The 16,311-nt window shown below is 75.5% G+C and carries 17 protein-coding genes; 8 read left to right on the forward strand and 9 right to left on the reverse strand.

Features of this window, described 5'->3' with window-relative positions; genetic code table 11:
- Nucleotides 1–40: 40 nt before the first annotated feature.
- Both Ae331Ps2_RS18180 and Ae331Ps2_RS18185 read left to right on the forward strand, forming a co-directional pair.
- A complete protein-coding gene (locus tag Ae331Ps2_RS18180; protein ID WP_020622013.1) occupies nucleotides 41–274 on the forward strand; it encodes an AbrB/MazE/SpoVT family DNA-binding domain-containing protein in 234 nt (77 codons plus the stop codon).
- Complete coding sequence (locus Ae331Ps2_RS18185; RefSeq protein WP_020622012.1) at nucleotides 255–683, forward strand: type II toxin-antitoxin system VapC family toxin; 429 nt, start codon at nucleotides 255–257, stop codon at nucleotides 681–683. The genes Ae331Ps2_RS18180 and Ae331Ps2_RS18185 overlap by 20 nt, the downstream gene beginning before the upstream one ends.
- A gap of 4 nt (nucleotides 684–687) precedes the next feature.
- Here Ae331Ps2_RS18185 and Ae331Ps2_RS18190 read toward each other — a convergent pair whose 3' ends face one another.
- Nucleotides 688–2,079, reverse strand: a complete 1,392-nt coding sequence (locus tag Ae331Ps2_RS18190; protein ID WP_075307565.1) for a mycothione reductase — start codon at nucleotides 2,077–2,079, stop codon at nucleotides 688–690.
- Nucleotides 2,080–2,133: 54 nt separating this feature from the next.
- Here Ae331Ps2_RS18190 and Ae331Ps2_RS18195 point away from each other — a divergent pair, with 54 nt between their 5' ends.
- Together Ae331Ps2_RS18195 and Ae331Ps2_RS33380 are read left to right on the forward strand one after the other, a co-directional pair.
- Entirely contained in the window at nucleotides 2,134–2,601 is a 468-nt protein-coding gene (locus Ae331Ps2_RS18195; RefSeq protein ID WP_075307563.1) for a GNAT family N-acetyltransferase, read from the forward strand.
- Nucleotides 2,602–2,778: 177 nt separating this feature from the next.
- Nucleotides 2,779–3,204: a lipopolysaccharide assembly LapA domain-containing protein gene (locus Ae331Ps2_RS33380; protein ID WP_083695713.1), complete on the forward strand. Its 426-nt coding sequence runs from the start codon at nucleotides 2,779–2,781 to the stop codon at nucleotides 3,202–3,204.
- A gap of 46 nt (nucleotides 3,205–3,250) precedes the next feature.
- On the opposite strand, the gene Ae331Ps2_RS18205 is transcribed toward Ae331Ps2_RS33380, so the two are convergent.
- The 3 genes from Ae331Ps2_RS18205 to yaaA form a co-directional block, all read right to left on the reverse strand.
- Complete coding sequence (locus tag Ae331Ps2_RS18205) at nucleotides 3,251–4,510, reverse strand: DEAD/DEAH box helicase (protein ID WP_075312120.1); 1,260 nt, start codon at nucleotides 4,508–4,510, stop codon at nucleotides 3,251–3,253.
- Nucleotides 4,511–5,339: 829 nt separating this feature from the next.
- Nucleotides 5,340–6,278 (reverse strand): RIO1 family regulatory kinase/ATPase, encoded by a 939-nt coding sequence (locus tag Ae331Ps2_RS18210; RefSeq protein WP_083695715.1) that lies wholly within the window; start codon nucleotides 6,276–6,278, stop codon nucleotides 5,340–5,342.
- Nucleotides 6,279–6,742: 464 nt separating this feature from the next.
- Nucleotides 6,743–7,492: a peroxide stress protein YaaA gene (gene yaaA / locus Ae331Ps2_RS18215; protein ID WP_075307561.1), complete on the reverse strand. Its 750-nt coding sequence runs from the start codon at nucleotides 7,490–7,492 to the stop codon at nucleotides 6,743–6,745.
- 288 nt (nucleotides 7,493–7,780) lie between these two features.
- Here yaaA and Ae331Ps2_RS18225 point away from each other — a divergent pair, with 288 nt between their 5' ends.
- Nucleotides 7,781–9,091, forward strand: a complete 1,311-nt coding sequence (locus Ae331Ps2_RS18225) for a bifunctional o-acetylhomoserine/o-acetylserine sulfhydrylase (RefSeq protein ID WP_075307559.1) — start codon at nucleotides 7,781–7,783, stop codon at nucleotides 9,089–9,091.
- A gap of 25 nt (nucleotides 9,092–9,116) precedes the next feature.
- Nucleotides 9,117–10,253, forward strand: a complete 1,137-nt coding sequence (locus Ae331Ps2_RS18230) for a homoserine O-acetyltransferase (protein WP_075312116.1) — start codon at nucleotides 9,117–9,119, stop codon at nucleotides 10,251–10,253.
- A 55-nt stretch (nucleotides 10,254–10,308) separates the two neighbouring features.
- On the opposite strand, the gene Ae331Ps2_RS18235 is transcribed toward Ae331Ps2_RS18230, so the two are convergent.
- On the reverse strand, nucleotides 10,309–10,731 hold the full coding sequence (locus Ae331Ps2_RS18235; RefSeq protein WP_060711411.1) for a PPOX class F420-dependent oxidoreductase: 423 nt from the start codon (nucleotides 10,729–10,731) through the stop codon (nucleotides 10,309–10,311).
- A 66-nt stretch (nucleotides 10,732–10,797) separates the two neighbouring features.
- Between Ae331Ps2_RS18235 and Ae331Ps2_RS18240 the strand changes: the two genes are divergently transcribed.
- Nucleotides 10,798–12,543: a proline--tRNA ligase gene (locus Ae331Ps2_RS18240; RefSeq protein ID WP_075307557.1), complete on the forward strand. Its 1,746-nt coding sequence runs from the start codon at nucleotides 10,798–10,800 to the stop codon at nucleotides 12,541–12,543.
- A 63-nt stretch (nucleotides 12,544–12,606) separates the two neighbouring features.
- Here Ae331Ps2_RS18240 and Ae331Ps2_RS18245 read toward each other — a convergent pair whose 3' ends face one another.
- Both Ae331Ps2_RS18245 and Ae331Ps2_RS18250 read right to left on the reverse strand, forming a co-directional pair.
- Nucleotides 12,607–13,359 carry a hypothetical protein gene (locus tag Ae331Ps2_RS18245; protein ID WP_075307555.1) on the reverse strand — a complete coding sequence of 251 codons (753 nt, stop codon included), beginning with the start codon at nucleotides 13,357–13,359 and terminating at the stop codon, nucleotides 12,607–12,609.
- A 98-nt stretch (nucleotides 13,360–13,457) separates the two neighbouring features.
- On the reverse strand, nucleotides 13,458–13,868 hold the full coding sequence (locus tag Ae331Ps2_RS18250) for a secondary thiamine-phosphate synthase enzyme YjbQ (protein WP_075307553.1): 411 nt from the start codon (nucleotides 13,866–13,868) through the stop codon (nucleotides 13,458–13,460).
- Between the two features lie 38 nt (nucleotides 13,869–13,906).
- Here Ae331Ps2_RS18250 and Ae331Ps2_RS18255 point away from each other — a divergent pair, with 38 nt between their 5' ends.
- The gene (locus tag Ae331Ps2_RS18255) at nucleotides 13,907–14,974 is read left to right on the forward strand and encodes an aminotransferase class V-fold PLP-dependent enzyme (protein WP_075307551.1); all 1,068 of its coding nucleotides are present in this window, start codon (nucleotides 13,907–13,909) and stop codon (nucleotides 14,972–14,974) included.
- Nucleotides 14,975–14,996: 22 nt separating this feature from the next.
- Here the strand turns inward: Ae331Ps2_RS18255 and Ae331Ps2_RS18260 are convergent, their stop codons facing one another.
- Nucleotides 14,997–15,479, reverse strand: a complete 483-nt coding sequence (locus Ae331Ps2_RS18260; protein WP_060711415.1) for a ferritin-like domain-containing protein — start codon at nucleotides 15,477–15,479, stop codon at nucleotides 14,997–14,999.
- Nucleotides 15,476–15,988 carry a hypothetical protein gene (locus Ae331Ps2_RS31310; RefSeq protein ID WP_139318778.1) on the reverse strand — a complete coding sequence of 171 codons (513 nt, stop codon included), beginning with the start codon at nucleotides 15,986–15,988 and terminating at the stop codon, nucleotides 15,476–15,478. The genes Ae331Ps2_RS18260 and Ae331Ps2_RS31310 overlap by 4 nt, the downstream gene beginning before the upstream one ends.
- Nucleotides 15,989–16,311 lie beyond the last annotated feature (323 nt).

The raw sequence follows: 16,311 nt of genomic DNA on the forward strand, positions 1-16,311 counted from the left end.
CCCGGCCCCGCGGGTGGCATCTCGTTGGTAGCCTGATGGTATGAAGGCCTCCATCGACAATGCCGGGCGTCTGGTGATCCCGAAGCAGCTGCGGGACCGCCTCGGCCTGGTCCCGGGCGAGGTGGATGTCGAGGCCGACGGTGCGGACCTGAGGGTCCGTCCGGTCGCGCAGGACACCCTGGCGGAGGAGGACGGCTGGCTCCTGGTCCCGTCGTCGGGAACTCCTCTCACCGACGACGACGTGCAGCAGCTCCGTGACGCCGACCAGCGCTGACCCGCAGCTGCTCGTCGACACCAGTGTCGCGGTGGCGCTCAGTACCGCCGACCACGAGGCACGGGCAGCATGCCGATCCGTCGTCGAGGGACGACGGATCGGCCTGTCCGGTCACGCGGCGTTCGAGACGTTCTCGGTGCTCACCCGGCTCCCGGCGCCGAGCCGCCGCACCGTCGCCGCGGTCGCGACGCTGATCCGGCACAACTTCCCGCACACGGTCTTCCTGTCGCCCGCCGCGTCCGCGGAGCTGCTCGACCGGCTGGCGGGCACGGGGGTCTCCGGCGGGTCGGTCTACGACGCCCTGGTCGGTGGCTGCGCCGCGTACGCCGGGGTTCCCCTCGTGACCCGTGATCGTCGTGCGCTCGGCACCTACCGGGTGCTCGACGTCGACGTCGTCCTGGTGACCTGAGCCGTCAGATCTCCAGCCCCAGAAGGGCGTTCTCGATGACCTCGGGCAGCGCCGGGTGGATCCAGTACTGGCCGGTCGCGATCTCGGTGACGGTCTGGCCGAAGGCCATCGCCTGGATCAGCTGCTGGACCAGCGTCGATGCCTGCGGCCCGAGCAGGTGGGCGCCCAGCAGCCTGCCGGTGCCCTTCTCCGCGATCAGCTTGCAGATGCCGGTGCGGTCCTCCATGGCCCAGCCGTAGGCGACGTCGCCGACGTTCTGCACCTTGACCGCGATGTCGAACCCGGCGTCGCGGGCCTCGGCCTCGGTCAGGCCGACCGAGGCGATCTGCGGCTCGGTGAACACCGCGGCCGGGACGAGGTCGTGGTTGGTGGTGCGCAGGTCGTCCGGGTGCGCCAGGTTGTGACCGACGATCTTGGCCTCGTGGTTGGCCACGTGCTTGAGCTGGTGCGGGGAGCTCACGTCGCCCAGCGCCCACACCCCCGGGGCGGAGACGCTGCGCTGGTACTCGTCGACGGCGACCCGGCCGTCGGCGTGCACGGTCACGCCACCGCGGTCCAGATCCATCCGGTCGCCGTTGGGCACCCGGCCGGTGGCGACGAGCAGCGTGTCGGCGACGACGGTGGAGCCGTCGTCGAGGGTGATCTCGACCTCGCCGGGGCCACCGCTGCCGTCGCCGGACAGCGCGGTGACCTGGCGTCCCAGCCGGCAGTCCCAGCGGGCGGTGGCGATCTCGGTGAACCGGTCGGACAGCGTGTGGTCGAGGTGGCGCAGCAGCTTCGGCCCGCGGGCGATCACGGTGACCTCGGCGCCGAGCGCGGAGAACACGTGCGCGAACTCCGACGCGATGTAACCGCCGCCCAGGATGGCGAGCCGGCGCGGCACGTCGTCGACACGCATCACGGTGTCGGAGGTCTCGAACGGCACACCGGCCTCGGCGACCAGCGGCGGGATGCTCGGCCGCGACCCGGCGGCGATGACGATCCGGTCGCCGCTGACCGTGACGGTGCCGGAGCCGTCGGTGCGCTCGATGCCCAGCTCGCGCTCGCCGGTGAAGCGGGCGTGCCCGAAGTACACGGTGACGTTGGGGCTGCGGTCCACCCGGTAGGAGCGTCCGCCCTCGGAGATCGGGTCGATCCGCCCGAACACCCGGTCCCGGATGTCGGTCCAGCGGATCTTGTCGACGGTGCCGTCGACGCCGTAGGTGTGCGCGTGCCGGATGGTCTCGGCGACGTCCGCGGCGTAGACGTACATCTTCGTCGGGATGCAGCCGACGTTCAGGCAGGTCCCGCCGAACACCCCGTGCTCGACGAGCGCGACGTCGAGACCGGCGAAGCGTTCGTCGAGGAAGGTGTTTCCGGAACCGGTGCCGATGACGACCAGATCATGGTGGGCCACGTCGCGAGGCTAACCGCTTCCGCGGGTCGGCGGCGTTCTGGTACCCCTCTGGAGATGACCGTCCCCACACCGGCCGCGGCGGCGGCCCCCACCCTGCACCGCGCCTGGGCCGCCGACCTCGACCCGGCCACGCTGTACGCGCTCCTCGCGCTGCGCACCGCGATCTTCGTCGTCGAGCAGGAGTGCCCCTACCAGGAGCTCGACGGGCGTGACCTCGAACCACGGACCCGGCACCACTGGCTGGCCGAGGGCGCGACGGTGGTCGCGACCCTGCGGCTGCTGGCCGAGCCCGGCGGGGTCATGCGGATCGGCCGGGTGTGCACCCGGGCCGAGGCGCGCGGGCGCGGGCTGGGGCACCGGCTGATGGACTCGGCGCTCGCCGAGGTCGGCGACCGCCCCTGCGTGCTCGACGCCCAAGAGGTCCAGCAGGTGTTCTACGCCCGGCACGGTTTCGTGCCGGCGGGGGAGCGGTTCGTCGAGGACGGCATCCCGCACGTCCCGATGGAGCGCCGTCGCTCCTGAGCGGGGCCCGGCCCGCGGCCCGTGTGCGCAGGTCCGGCGGGGACCGTGCGGCGCACGACCGGACGAGGGGCGTGCTCCGCGCGTCGCCGTCGCCGGGGCGCCGAGTGCGCGATACTCCCGCGCGTGCTCCGACCGAGGGTGCACGAGCGGACACGCTGGGAGAGGAAGGCGGAACGGATGAGCGAGGACCGACGGGGCGGCGACTCCCCGGCCTGGGGGCGGGTCGGACCGGCGGACCCGACGGCGGACCCGGCGACCCATCCGGCGCTGCGCACGCCCGACCCCACGGCCGAGCAGCCGACCGTGGCGGTGCCGGTGGAGGGCGGACCGGACTCCGAGGCCACCACCGAGAAGCGCGCGATCCCGCACACCCGCGCCGGCGGGCTGTGGGCCGCACTGATCCTCTCGGCGGTCGTGCTGATCTTCCTGCTGGTGTTCATCCTGCAGAACACCGAGCCGGTCGCGATCACCTTCCTGTGGATGACCGGGACCCTGCCGACCGGGGTGGCGCTGCTGTTCGCCGCGATCGCCGGGATCCTGCTGGTCGCCGTGCCCGGGACGGGCCGGATCCTGCAGCTGCGCCGGCAGGCGCGGCGGGGCTGACCCGCACGGGTCGCGGCCGGGTGAGGCGGCCGCGACCCGGGGGAGGTCAGCGCCGGCGGCGCGGCCGGTCGGAGCGCGCGGCCCCGCCCGCGGCCGGGCGACGGCGCGGGGTGGGCTTCGGCGGCTTGGCGACGATGATCGGCTCGCCGGATGGCTCCTGCGCACCGGTCACACGGACCAGGTCCGGGTGCCCCGGACGGACCGTCGAGACCTCCGCGGAGACCCCGGCCTGGCGGGTGAGCAGGTCCACCTCGGCTCGCTGCTCGGGCATCGCCAGCGTCACCACGACGCCGTCCTCCCCGGCCCGGGCGGTACGCCCGGCACGGTGCAGGTAGGCCTTGGGGTCGGCGGGCGGGTCGACGTGCACGACGAGCCCGACGTCGTCGATGTGGATGCCGCGGGCCGCGACGTCGGTCGCGACGAGGACCGGCACCGCGCCGGAGCGGAAGTCGTCGAGCGCGCGGTTGCGCTGGCTCTGCGAGCGGCCACCGTGCAGCGGCCCGGCGGCGACGCCCTCGCGACGCAGCACCCGCACCATCCGGTCGGCGCCGTGCTTGGTGCGCACGAACAGGATCGTCCGGCCCTCCCGGGCGGCGATCTCGGCGACGACGCGGGGCCGGTCGTCGCGGTCGACGACGAGCACGTGGTGCTCCATCGTCGCGACGCTGCCGGTCGGCGGGGCGACCGAGCGGGTCACCGGGTCGGTGAGGTGGCGCCGGACCAGGGTGTCGACGTCGCCGTCGAGGGTCGCGGAGAACAGCAGACGCTGCCCGTCGGCCGGGGTGCGGTCGAGGATCGCGCGGACCTGGGGCAGGAAGCCCATGTCGGCCATGCGGTCGGCCTCGTCCAGCGCGGTGATCGTGACCTCGGACAGGTCACAGGTGCGCTGCTGGAGGTGGTCGGACAGCCGGCCCGGGGTGGCGACCAGCAGGTCGATCCCGCGCCTGAGCTCGGCGACCTGCTTGTTCATCGACATCCCGCCGACGATGTCGGTCACCCGCAGGTCGACCGCCTTCGCCAGGGGCTTCAGTACCTCGACGACCTGGGTGGCGAGCTCGCGGGTCGGGACCAGCACCAGACCGCGCGGAGCGGTGGGGCGGGAGCGCTCCCCGGCCAGGCGGGCCAGCAGCGCGAGCCCGAAGGCGAGGGTCTTGCCGGACCCGGTCTGGCCGCGTCCGAGCAGGTCACGCCCGGCGAGGGTGTCGGGCAGCGTGGCCGCCTGCACCGGGAACGGGGCGGTGAAACCCTGCTCGGCCAGCGCCGTGGTCAGCCGCTCGGGCAGGCCCAGCGCGGCGAACGACGGCATGCCGTCCTCGGGCTCGACCCACTGCGGCTCCGGCTCGGCCTTCGGCGCGGCGACGGCGGCGCGGGCCGCGGCCGGACGGGACGCGGCGCCGCCATTGCCACCGCCACCGCCGCCGCGGCGTCCGCGGCGGGAGGCCGGACGGTCGCCGTTGCGCTGGGAGGACCGGGCGGGCCCGCGGTCGACGCGGCTGCCGTCCTGCAGGTGCTCGCGGCGCTCGGCGCGGTTGCCGGTGCCGCCGTCGCCGGAGCGCTCGCCCCGGGCGGTGCGCTCGCCGCGGGGAGCGCCGGAGCGCTCACCGCGGGCGGGGCCGCCGGTACGGGCGCCCCGGGCCGGACGTGCGGCGTCGCGGCGGTCGTCGTCCCGGGCGGGACGGTCGCGGCGGTCCTCGCCACGGAACTCGCCGCGGGTCTCGCTGCGGAACTCGGTGCGGCGGTCGTCGCGTCGGGTCGACCCGCGCTGGGCGCCGCCGTCTGCGGACGGCCCGGACGGGCGGGTGGCCCGCCGACGGGCGGGACGGTCGGTGGCGGTGCCGGCGTCGGACGACGGCGGGCGGAACTGCGGCCTGGTCAAGACAGGTCTCCTCGAGAACGTGGCACGTCCTGCGGAGACCTCGGGGGAGGTGTGCTCGGCCGACGGGCCCGGGCGCGGCAGGTGCGTCGTCGCGGTGCGCGCTCCGTGATGGAAGGGCTCGGCCCGGTGACAGAATGCCCGGGCGCTCGTCGATCGACACTACGCCCCGCGCCCGGCCCGGACGACGGCGGGACCTCCTCCGCCCGCCGGGATGCCGCCCGTGGTGTCCGGGCCGCACCCCGGCGACCGGGGTCGACCGTCAGCCGATCCGGGAGCGTTCCCGCAGGTCCGACAGCAGGTCGGCGGGGGCGGCCGGGTCCAGCCCGTGCGCGACGAACCACTCGCCGATGCGTCGCACGTCACGGTCGAGGAACTCCGGTCCCTGCGGGTTCCCGACGACGTCGACCACCTGCGGCAGGTCGATCAGCACCGCCCTGCCGCGGTGGACGAGCACGTTGTAGGCCGACAGGTCGCCGTGCGCCCACCCGAGATCGGCGAGCACCCCGAGGGCGTCGACGAGGTCGCCCCACAGCGCGGCCAGCTCGTCGGGGTCCGGGCGCAGCGCGGCGAGCCGGGGCGCGGCGCGCCCGTCGGCGGTGCCGAGGAACTCCAGCAGCACCTCGGTCCCGTCGACCGAGACGGGGTAGGGCACCGGCGCCCCCGCGCCGTGCAGCCGGGCGAGCGCGGCGAACTCCGCCGCCGCCCACTGCCCGGCGATGAGGTCGCGGCCCAGCACGGTGCGCCGCGCCATCGCGCGGGTCTCCCGGGAGCGCCGGACGCGGCGCCCCTCCAGGTAGCCGGCGTCGCGGTGGAACATGCGGTGTGCGGGGTCGCGGTAGCGCTTGGCGGCGAGCAGCACCCCGTCGTGGCCGGGGAGGCCGCGTTCGACGAGGTGCACGTCGGCCTCCTTGCCGGTCTTGAGCACCCCGCGCTCGTGGTCGACGGCGCCGGCGTCGGTCACCAGCCAGCCGGGGCGGGGGTGCGGACCGCGGGACCCGGCGGGCAGCCCGGTCCAGGTGGACCAGCGGTCGGCACCGCCGGGGATCTCGGCGGTGTCGGGGTCGTGCCCGGCACGGCCGTCCAGGTCGAGCGCGGCGGTGTCGGCGCGGCCGGGACGGGGGCGGGGCTCGTCGTCGTCATTGTGGTCGTCGAAGCGGCGGCGACGGCGGACGGGATCGGGACGGTCGGAGGAGTACACGTGCGGCTCCGGAGGCAGCGAGGGGTGCCGCGCGGAGCCGGTCCTCAGGGACCGGTCGTGCCGCGCGACGGGGACGGTGCGGTGGGGCGCGCGTTGCGCACCCGGACACGACGGACGGCCATCGGTACGCACCTCCCCGCTCGCACCGCGCGGTCCTGCCGCGCCACCGGTCCCTCCGGCCGGTCGTGACCCTGCCGGACGCCGCCCCGGCCCGCCACGGGTTTTCCGGGGTCCTCCGCGCCGCCGGCCGACGGCGGCCGCCACGCGTGCCGGCCGGGCCCGGCCGCACCGTCACGACCGCACCGTCACGGCCGCACCGTCACGGCCGGGCCGGCACGACAGCGCTGCCCGCGGTCACGACCGGGCCGTCACGACCGGGACCGTCACGACCGGGACCGGCACGACCGGGACCGGCACGACCGAGGGCCGGCACGGCGGGCGTGTCCCCGGCTCCGGGGCCGGGGTCAGGCCGGGATGACGAGATCGAGGTGGTTGCCGTCGCGTTCCACCAGGTGCCCCGCCCGCCGCGCGATCCGGGCCACCGCGCCGGCGTCGGCCGGCTCGGCCCGCGAGGTCGCCAGCAGCCGCGCCAGGTCGCCCTTGTGCGACTTGTTGTGGTGGCTGACCACCGAGCGCGACCCGTCCGGGCGCTGGGCCAGCACGTTCACCGTGACCGCGCCGGGGACCGTGCCGAGCGCGGCGTAGCCGCCCGAGCGCAGGTCGACGACGAGCTCGCCGTCGGCGATGCGCGCCAGCAGCGGGTCGAGCGCCGGGCGCCAGCGCGCCGCGAGCGTGCCGGAACCGGGCAGCTTCGAGCCCGCCGAGAGCCGGTAGGGCGGGATCGGGTCGTCGGCGGAGAGGAGCCCGAACAGCGCCGAGCACACGGCGAGCCGGGACCGGGCGCGGTCCCGGGTGGCGCGGGTGAAGGACCCGGCGTCGAGGGCGTCGTAGAGCACCCCGGTGTAGCGGTCCAGCGCCGGGAGGGTCGGGTTCGTGCGCAGCGCGGCGTTGCGGTCGATCTCGGCGTCCTGGCGCTGGGAGACCCCGAGCGCGGCACGCGCGGCCGGACGGTCGCCGGCCAGTGCGACGAGTTCGTCGCAGAGCTCCGTGCGGACGGGGCCGAGGTCGGCGTCGTGGGAGAGCGCGGTGAGGTCGAGCGGCGGGCCGTCGCCGCCGTCACGCTTGGTCTCCGAGGGCGGCAGCAGGACGAGCACGGCGCCACAGAGTAGTGATCACCGCGGACGGCCGTTGTGCCCGCCGGGGGACCGCACTACGTTCGGGTGTGTGACCTGCCTGGTGGCGCGCATCCACGTCGACTGCATGCGGATCACGAGCGCGTCCTGTCGCCCCTGTCGCTGACCCGCGCTCGTCCGAGGGCCCACGTACGCGTCCGCCCCGCCACAGTCCTGTAGCTACCCCTGTAGCCGCCGCGATCGACCGACCCGGGCACGGCCCGCCTCGGCACGCTCACACCGGCGGTCGACCCGAAGAGGAGTCCCACCGTGACCGACCCCGACATCACCGCCAACTGGTCGTTCGAGACCAAGCAGGTGCACGCCGGCGCCGCACCCGACCCGACCACCAACGCCCGGGCGACGCCGATCTACCAGACGACGTCCTACGTCTTCCGCGACACCGACCACGCCGCGAACCTGTTCGGGCTCGCCGAGTTCGGCAACATCTACACGCGGATCATGAACCCCACCCAGGACGTGCTGGAGCAGCGCGTCGCCGTGCTGGAGGGCGGGGCCGCGGCCCTGGCCGTCGCGTCCGGGCAGGCCGCGCAGGCACTGGCGATCCAGAACATCGCCGAGGCCGGGGACCACATCGTCTCCAGCGCCTCGCTCTACGGCGGCACCTACAACCAGTTCCACTACACCTTCCCGAAGCTGGGCATCGAGGTCACCTTCGTCGACGACCCGGACGACCTGGAGGAGTGGAAGGCCGCGATCCGGCCGAACACCAAGGCCCTCTACGGCGAGACGCTGGGCAACCCGCGCGGCAACATCCTCGACATCGCGGCCGTCGCCGGCGTCGCGCACTCCGCCGGGGTCCCGCTGATCGTCGACAACACCGTCCCGACCCCGTACCTGGTGCGGCCGATCGAGCACGGCGCCGACATCGTCGTCGAGTCCCTGACCAAGTTCCTCGGCGGCCACGGCACCTCGGTCGGCGGCATCATCGTCGACTCCGGGAAGTTCGACTGGGTCGCCAACAAGGACCGGTTCCCGGGCCTGACCAGCCCCGACCCGAGCTACCACGGCGCGGTGTTCACCGACGCCGTCGGCCCGATCGCCTACATCATCAAGGCCCGCGTGCAGCTGCTGCGCGACCTCGGCCCGGCGATCTCCCCGCAGAACGCGTTCCTGATCCTGCAGGGCATCGAGACGCTGTCGCTGCGCATCGACCGGCACAACCAGAACGCCCAGGCGCTGGCCGAGTGGCTGGAGGGTCGCGACGAGGTGGAGAAGGTCCACTACGCGGGCCTCCCGTCGAGCCCGTGGCACGAGCTGCAGAAGAAGTACCTGCCCAAGGGCGGCGGCGCGATCGTGGCGTTCGAGCTGCAGGGCGGGGTCGAGGCGGGCAAGAAGTTCGTCAACGCCCTCGAGCTGCACAGCCACCTCGCCAACATCGGCGACGTGCGCAGCCTGGTCATCCACCCGGCGTCGACCACGCACAGCCAGCTGTCGGCCGAGGAGCAGATCGCGTCCGGGGTCACCCCGGGCCTGGTCCGGCTCTCGGTCGGTCTGGAGGGCATCGAGGACCTCAAGGCCGACCTCGACGCCGGGTTCCGCGCCGCGAAGGGCGCATGAGCGCGGATCTGATTACCTGGTGTCCGTGAACGACATCGAGCCCCCTCCCGCCAGCGGTGCCTGGCGGGAGGGGGACGACCCCGGCCGCCGCCGGTTCCTCGACCTGCCGGCGCCGCTGAAGCTGGCGGCCGGCGGGGAGCTCCCCGGTGTACGACTGGCCTACGAGACCTGGGGCGAGCTCGCGCCGGACGGCTCCAACGCCGTCCTGGTTCTGCACGCCCTCACCGGCGACGCGCACCTGGAGGGCCCGGCCGGCCCCGGGCACCCGACGCCGGGCTGGTGGCCCGGGCTGATCGAGCCGGGCGGCCCGCTGGACCCGGCGCGCTGGTTCGTCGTGGCGCCGAACGCGGTCGGCGGCTGCCAGGGCAGCACCGGTCCGGCGTCGCGGGCCCCGGACGGCCGGACCTGGGGCAGCCGGTTCCCGACGGTCACCGTGCGGGACACCGTCGCCGCCGAGCAGTACCTGGCCGACGCGCTCGGCATCGACGCGTTCGCCTGCGTGATCGGCGGCTCGATGGGGTCCATGCGCTCCCTGGAGTGGGCGGCGACCGAGCCCGACCGGGTACGGCGGCTGTTCCTGCTCGCCGGGCCCGCGGCGTCGTCGGCGGACCAGATCGGCTGGGCGAGCCCGCAGATCCAGGCCATCACCTCCGACCCGCACTGGCACGGCGGCGACTACCACGACACGCCCGAGGGGCCGTGGCGCGGACTGGGCGTCGCCCGGCGGATCGCGCACCTGTCGTACCGGTCGGGCGTCGAGCTGGCGACCCGCTTCGGCCGGGACCCGCAGCCGGGTGAGGATCCGCTCGACGGCGGCCGCTACGCCGTGGAGTCCTACCTGGACCACCACGCGGACAAGCTGGTGCACCGCTTCGACGCCGCGTCCTACGTGCGGCTGACCCAGGCGATGAACCACCACGACGTGGGACGCGACCGGGGCGGGGTGGCGTCGGCGCTGTCGCGGGTGAGCGCCCGCACCTACGTCGCCGGTGTCACCTCCGACCGGCTGTACCCGCTCGCCGAGCAGCAGGAGCTGGCCGACGGGATCCCGCGCGCCGACCCGCTGAAGGTGATCGACTCCCCGTACGGGCACGACGGGTTCCTGGTGGAGACCCCGACGGTCGCCCGGATGCTCGGCGAGCTGCTGGACGAGGCGGTCTGAGCCGCTCGGGCCGGGGCGCGCGGGCCCACCCGTGCACCCCTGCCCGACGTGGGGCTCAGCCCAGGTTCTCGCCGTAGACGCGCTGCACCCGCATCGTCATCAGCACCCGCCGGTCCCGGACCATGACCTCGCGGTACTCGTCCCAGTCCGGGTGCTCCCCGGCGGCGGCCCGGTACCAGTCGACCAGTGCCTGCACGGCCGGTCCGTCGGGCGAGTCGTCGGGGCCGACGAGCTCGACCGGGCCCTCGGCCGTCGCCCACGAGCGGCCGTCGGCGCTCTCGACCGACAGCGCCGCCCGCGGGTCCCGCCGCAGGTTCGCGGTCTTCGCGCGCCCCTCGGTCATCGACACCTGCACCGTGCCCGCCGCCCGGTCGTAGTACGGCGTCACCGGCGACAGCTGGGGCATGCCACTGCGCTTGATCGTCGCGAGGACGCCCTGGCGTGCCCCCGCGAGCAGCTCGTGCTGTTCGTCTCCCATGCCCCGAGTCTGCCCGCTCCGGAACCGGGATGAGGAGCTCCGGGGTCCCTCGCTACCCTTCTGCAGGTGTTGACCCGGATGTCGTCGCTGTTCCTGCGCACCCTGCGTGAGGACCCGGCCGACGCGGAGGTGCCCAGCCACAAGCTGCTGGTCCGCGCCGGCTACGTCCGTCGCGTGGCCCCGGGCGTGTACTCCTGGCTCCCACTCGGCCTCACGGTGCTCCGCCGCATCGAGAACGTGGTGCGCGAGGAGATGAACGCCATGGGCGCCCAGGAGATCCAGTTCCCGGCGCTGCTGCCGCGCGAGCCCTACGAGGCGACGAACCGGTGGACCGAGTACGGCCCCAACCTGTTCCGCCTGCAGGACCGCAAGGGCGGTGACTACCTGCTCGGCCCGACCCACGAGGAGCTGTTCACCCTCACGGTCAAGGGCGAGTACTCGTCCTACAAGGACTACCCGGTCATCCTCTACCAGATCCAGAACAAGTACCGCGACGAGGAGCGGCCCCGCGCGGGGATCCTGCGCGGCCGCGAGTTCCTCATGAAGGACTCCTACTCGTTCGACCTCACCGACGAGGGCCTGTCCGAGTCCTACCGCAAGCACCGCGACGCCTACGTCAAGATCTTCGACCGGCTCGGGCTGCGCTACGTGATCGTGTCCGCGACCTCGGGCGCGATGGGCGGCTCGGCGTCGGAGGAGTTCCTGGCCGAGTCCGAGACCGGCGAGGACACCTTCGTCCGCGGCCCCGGCGGCTACGCGGCCAACGTCGAGGCCGTCACCACGCCCGCGCCCCCGGCGATCCCGCTCGAGGGGCTGCCCGCCGCGCAGGTGCACCACACCCCGGACACCCCGACCATCGCGTCGCTGGTGGACTTCCTCAACGCCAACACCGAGCGCACCTTCACCGCGGCCGACACGCTCAAGAACGTGCTGGTCAAGACACGGCAGCCGGGCGCGACCGAGTGGGAGCTGCTGGGGATCGGCGTTCCCGGGGACCGCGAGGTCGACATGAAGCGCCTCGAGGCGTCGCTGGAGCCGGCCCAGGTCGAGCTGCTCGACGAGGCCGACTTCGCCCGGAACGCCTTCCTCGTCAAGGGCTACATCGGCCCGGGCGCGCTGGCCACGAACGGCGTCCGCTACCTCGTGGACCCGCGCGTCGTGACCGGCACCGCCTGGGTGACCGGCGCGGACAAGGCCGACCACCACGTCGTCGACCTCGTCGCGGGCCGGGACTTCACCCCGGACGGCACGATCGAGGCCGCCGAGGTCCGCGCCGGGGACCCGTCCCCGGACGGCACCGGGGTGCTGGAGGCCGCCCGCGGCATCGAGATCGGGCACATCTTCCAGCTCGGCCGCAAGTACGCCGACGCCTTCTCCCTCGACGCGCTCGGCCCGGACTCCAAGCCGGTCCGGATCACGATGGGCTCCTACGGCATCGGCGTCTCCCGGCTGGTCGCCGCGATCGCCGAGCAGTCCCACGACGACTCCGGCCTGGTGTGGCCGCGCTCGGTCGCGCCGTTCGACGTGCACGTCGTCGTCGCGGGCAAGTCCGCGGAGCTGCTGGAGGGCGGCGAGGCCGTCGCCGCCGAGCTGGAGGCCCAGGGCCTGTCGGTCGTCCTCGACGACCGCAAGGCGAGCCCCGGCGTGAAGTTCGCTGACGCCGAGCTGATCGGGGTCCCGACGATCGTCGTCGTCGGGCGGGGGCTCGCGGAGGGGAAGCTGGAACTCAAGGACCGGGCCACCGGCGAGCGGAGCGAGATCGACCGCGCCGGCGCCGCGGAGCTGGTCGCCGGGATCGTCCGCGGGGCCTGAGCCGCACCGCCGCCGCACGGAGCGGGTCCCTCGCCGGAGGGGCGCGCTCCGTGCGTTCCGGGGTCAGCCGGGGCGGACCGCCGAGGCGGCCAGGTCGGTGAGCGCGGAGCGGGGCACCGCGTCGCCGGGGCCGCCGCCCACGTCCGCCGCGACCACCAGCATCGCGACACCGACCGAGCCGTCGCGGGCCTGGGTCCGCGGCACCGCGAGCACCCCGACCGCGCCGTCGGTGGCGCGGCAGCCGCCCGCCCCCGACGCGGTGCCGTCGGTGCGCACGGTGGCCTCCACCCAGGTCCCCGGCTCGTCGTCGCCCGGGCGTGGCCCGGGCGGCCCGACCGCCACCTGCGGGGCCGCGCCGGCGTAGGCGGACTCCCCGGCGCCGCGGGCGAAGGCCTGCGCGGCCTGCTCGACGCTCGTCCCGGCCGGGACGGCGACGAGCGCCGCGGCGGCGACCCCGCGCGGTGCGGCGCCGACGGGGCAGTCGCCCGCGGCGAAGGGCGGGGCCTCGGCGAGCCGGGCGAACGGCACCCCGAAAACCTCCAGCGCGGGCGCCCCGGGTGCCGGAGCGGTCCATCCCGGCGGGGGCGTGACCGCGAACGCGGCGGGCTCCACGGCCGGGGGCGGGGCGGGCGCAGGGACGGCCGGGGTGGCCGGGCGGATGCCACCGAGCCCGGCCGCCGCGCCTGCCACGACCAGCACGGCGACGGCGGCGGCCAACGCGGGACGCAGCCGTCGCCCGGAACCGGGGGAGGGCCCGCCCTGCCGCGACGACATCGCGGCAGCCGGGCGGTCGGTCGTCGTCCGGCCGGAGGTCACCGGCGCAGCGTACGGCGCTGTCGTCCGACCCCGGCGCGGCGTTCCGACGGGCGGCGGGCCGCGGTCGCCCGGCGGTCCTGAGCAGGTGCCGCGGGGCCTCAGCCCGGCAGCAACGTCAGCCGCACCGACCGCGTCGGGTTGTCCACGTTGGTGTCGACCAGGCAGATCGACTGCCAGGTCCCCAGCGCGGGCCGGCCGTCGATCACCGGGACCGTCGTCGACGGCGGCACGAACGCGGGCAGCACGTGGTCGCGACCGTGCCCGGCGCTGCCGTGCCGGTGCCGCCAGCGGTCGTCGGCGGGCAGCAGCTCGCGCAGCTGCGCGAGCAGGTCGGAGTCGCTGCCCGCCCCGGTCTCGATGACCGCGATCCCGGCCGTCGCGTGCGGCACGAAGACGTTGAGCAGGCCGTCGTCGGCACCGCAGTCGGACAGGAAGCGTTCGATCCGGTGCGTCAGGTCCACGACCGTCTCCTCGGAACCGGTCCGGATCTCGATCAGCTCGCTGTACACACCCCGAGACAGTAGGACCGTCGGTACGGTCGGGCAGCGTGGACGACTCGGTCACCTTTGCCGGATGGGAACTGCCACACCGGCCCGGCTACCTGAACACCGCGAGCATCGGCATCCCGCCGCGACGGGCGTCGGCGGTGGTCGCCGACGTCGTGGCGCGGTGGGCCGTCGGCGGGACCTCGCCGAAGGACTTCGACGACGCCGTCGAGACGGCCCGTGCCGGGTTCGCCGCGATCACCGGGGTGCCGGCCGCCGACGTCGCACAGGGCGCCACGACGTCCGGTCTCATCGGTCCGCTCGCCGCGTCGGTGCCCGAGGGCACCCGGGTGCTCGTCGCCCGGGGCGAGTTCTCCTCGGTGACCCGGCCGTTCGCGGTGCAGGCCCACCGCGGGGTCCGGGTGACCGAGGTGCCGCTCGCCGAGCTGGCGGCACACGCCGCCGACCACGACCTCGTCGCGGTGTCGGTGGTGCAGTCCTCCGACGGCGCGATCGCCGACGTCGACGCGCTGCTCGCCGCCCGCGCCCGCAGCGGCGTGCGGCTGCTGTTCGACGTCACCCAGGCCGCCGGATGGCTCCCGCTGCGCATGCACGACGCCGACGCCGTCGTCGGGTCGGGGTACAAGTGGCTGCTCGCGCCGCGCGGCACCGCCTGGCTGGCCCGGCGGCCGTCCTGGGTCGACGGACCGCCCACCGGGGCGCGCTGGCCGGAGCCCACCCCGCACTCCGCGGGCTGGTACGGCACCCGGGACCGCTGGGGTGGTGGGCTCTACACCCCGGACCCGCCCGCACGGCCCGGACCGGCCGGGGGCGAGGAGGCCCCCGTCTGGTTCGCCCATGCCGGCGCCGCGGTGACGCTGCCGTGGCTGGCCTCGCTCGACCCCGAGGCACTGCGCGCGCACTGCGTCGGCCTCGCCGACGGCCTGCGCGAGCGCCTCGGGATGCCACCCGCCGGGTCGGCCATCGTGTCGGTGCGCGCCGAGGGTGCGGCCGACCGGCTGGCCGCGGCCGGGATCACCGCCGCCGTACGCGACGGAGCCGCCCGGCTGGCGTTCCACCTGTCGACCACCCTCGACGACGTCGAGGCGGCCGCCGCCGCGCTCCGTTGAGCGTTGCCGAGCGGCGCGCCCCTCAGCTCCGGCCGGGGAACACCGGCACGACGGGGGACCGCTCGGTGACCCCGCGCCAGTACGCGAGCCGGCCGGTGCACTCGACCATCGCCTTCAGCCCGGCCTCGCGCAGCGGGACCGACGACGACCGCTCGGTCACCGACCGCCACGCGGCGATCGCGTCGGTCTCGGCCGACACCAGCAGCGCCCCGGCCGACACGCCGTCGACGACGGGCTGCGGGGCCGCGTACGCCGGCTGCGCCGAGACCGGCCGCTGCCCGATGTCGGACAGGGTCTGGGTGATCTGGCCGCGCAGGGTGGTGTGGGCCTCGATGTCGCCGCGGGCCCGGGTCGCCCACTCCGGCGGGATGAACGCGAGCGCCATCTTGTACGCCCACAGGGCCGCGTGCTCGCAGGCGAGCGCCCGCTGCAGCGCGTCGACGGTGACCTGGGGGACCTGGGGCTCGTCGTCGGAGGACTGCCGCGGCAGCGGACCCGCGCTCATGCCGGGGCCCCGGTGAGGATCGCCGCGTAGGTGGCGCAGCAGGCGGCGACCTCGGCGACCAGCCCCACCTGCAGCGCCGAGGCGCGGGGGACGACCTCGCCCGCGCTGCGGGCCGACCCGGCGACGGCGTCGCGCACCGCGGCGAGGTCACCCGACGGTGGCGTCGCGGGGGAGGCGATCTGGCCCGGGGTGCGCCCGCCCGCCTGGTCCAGCGCGGCGGCGTGCTCCATCCGGGCCGCGCGCAGCGGCTCCAGCCGGCCCGCGAGCGACGGGTCGCCGGTCACCGCGGCGACGATCAGCGCGGCGTCGGAGCGGGCGGCGTCGGCGAGCGCGAGCAGGGCGTCCGAGGCGTCCTGGGTGCGTGTGGTCGCGCGGGAGCAGCCCGCCAGCGGCACCGTCGCGGCCACCGCGGCCGCGGTCACCAGCACCTGGCGTCGGGTCGGGCGGACACGGCGGGGGCCGGTCACCGACGACGGGACCGGCGACGACGGCGGCCCGGTCGGTGACATCCGGGGGGACACCCCGGGTGACACCCGGGACGACACGGATGGCTGGCGGTCGTTCACGTCGGGTCATGCTGCCAGCACGCGCCGGGCCGCGCGGCACCGACCGTGCCCGCACGGGCCGCGGACGACCGCCCGCCGGCGGGCCACCGACCGTCGGCCCGCCGGGCGGACGCGCTAGGCTCGTCGGCCGTCCCCACCGTCACCGGCACCGCTCGGTCCCGTCCGGACGCGTCGCGGTGTGCGGCGCCGCTGTCGGATGCCGTCCGCGAGCGTCCGACGTGCCCGCCCACCGGCGGTCGCGACACCACGATCGACCCCAACCGGAG

The organism is Pseudonocardia sp. Ae331_Ps2, from assembly GCF_001932405.1.
Classification (GTDB): Bacteria; Actinomycetota; Actinomycetes; order Mycobacteriales; family Pseudonocardiaceae; genus Pseudonocardia.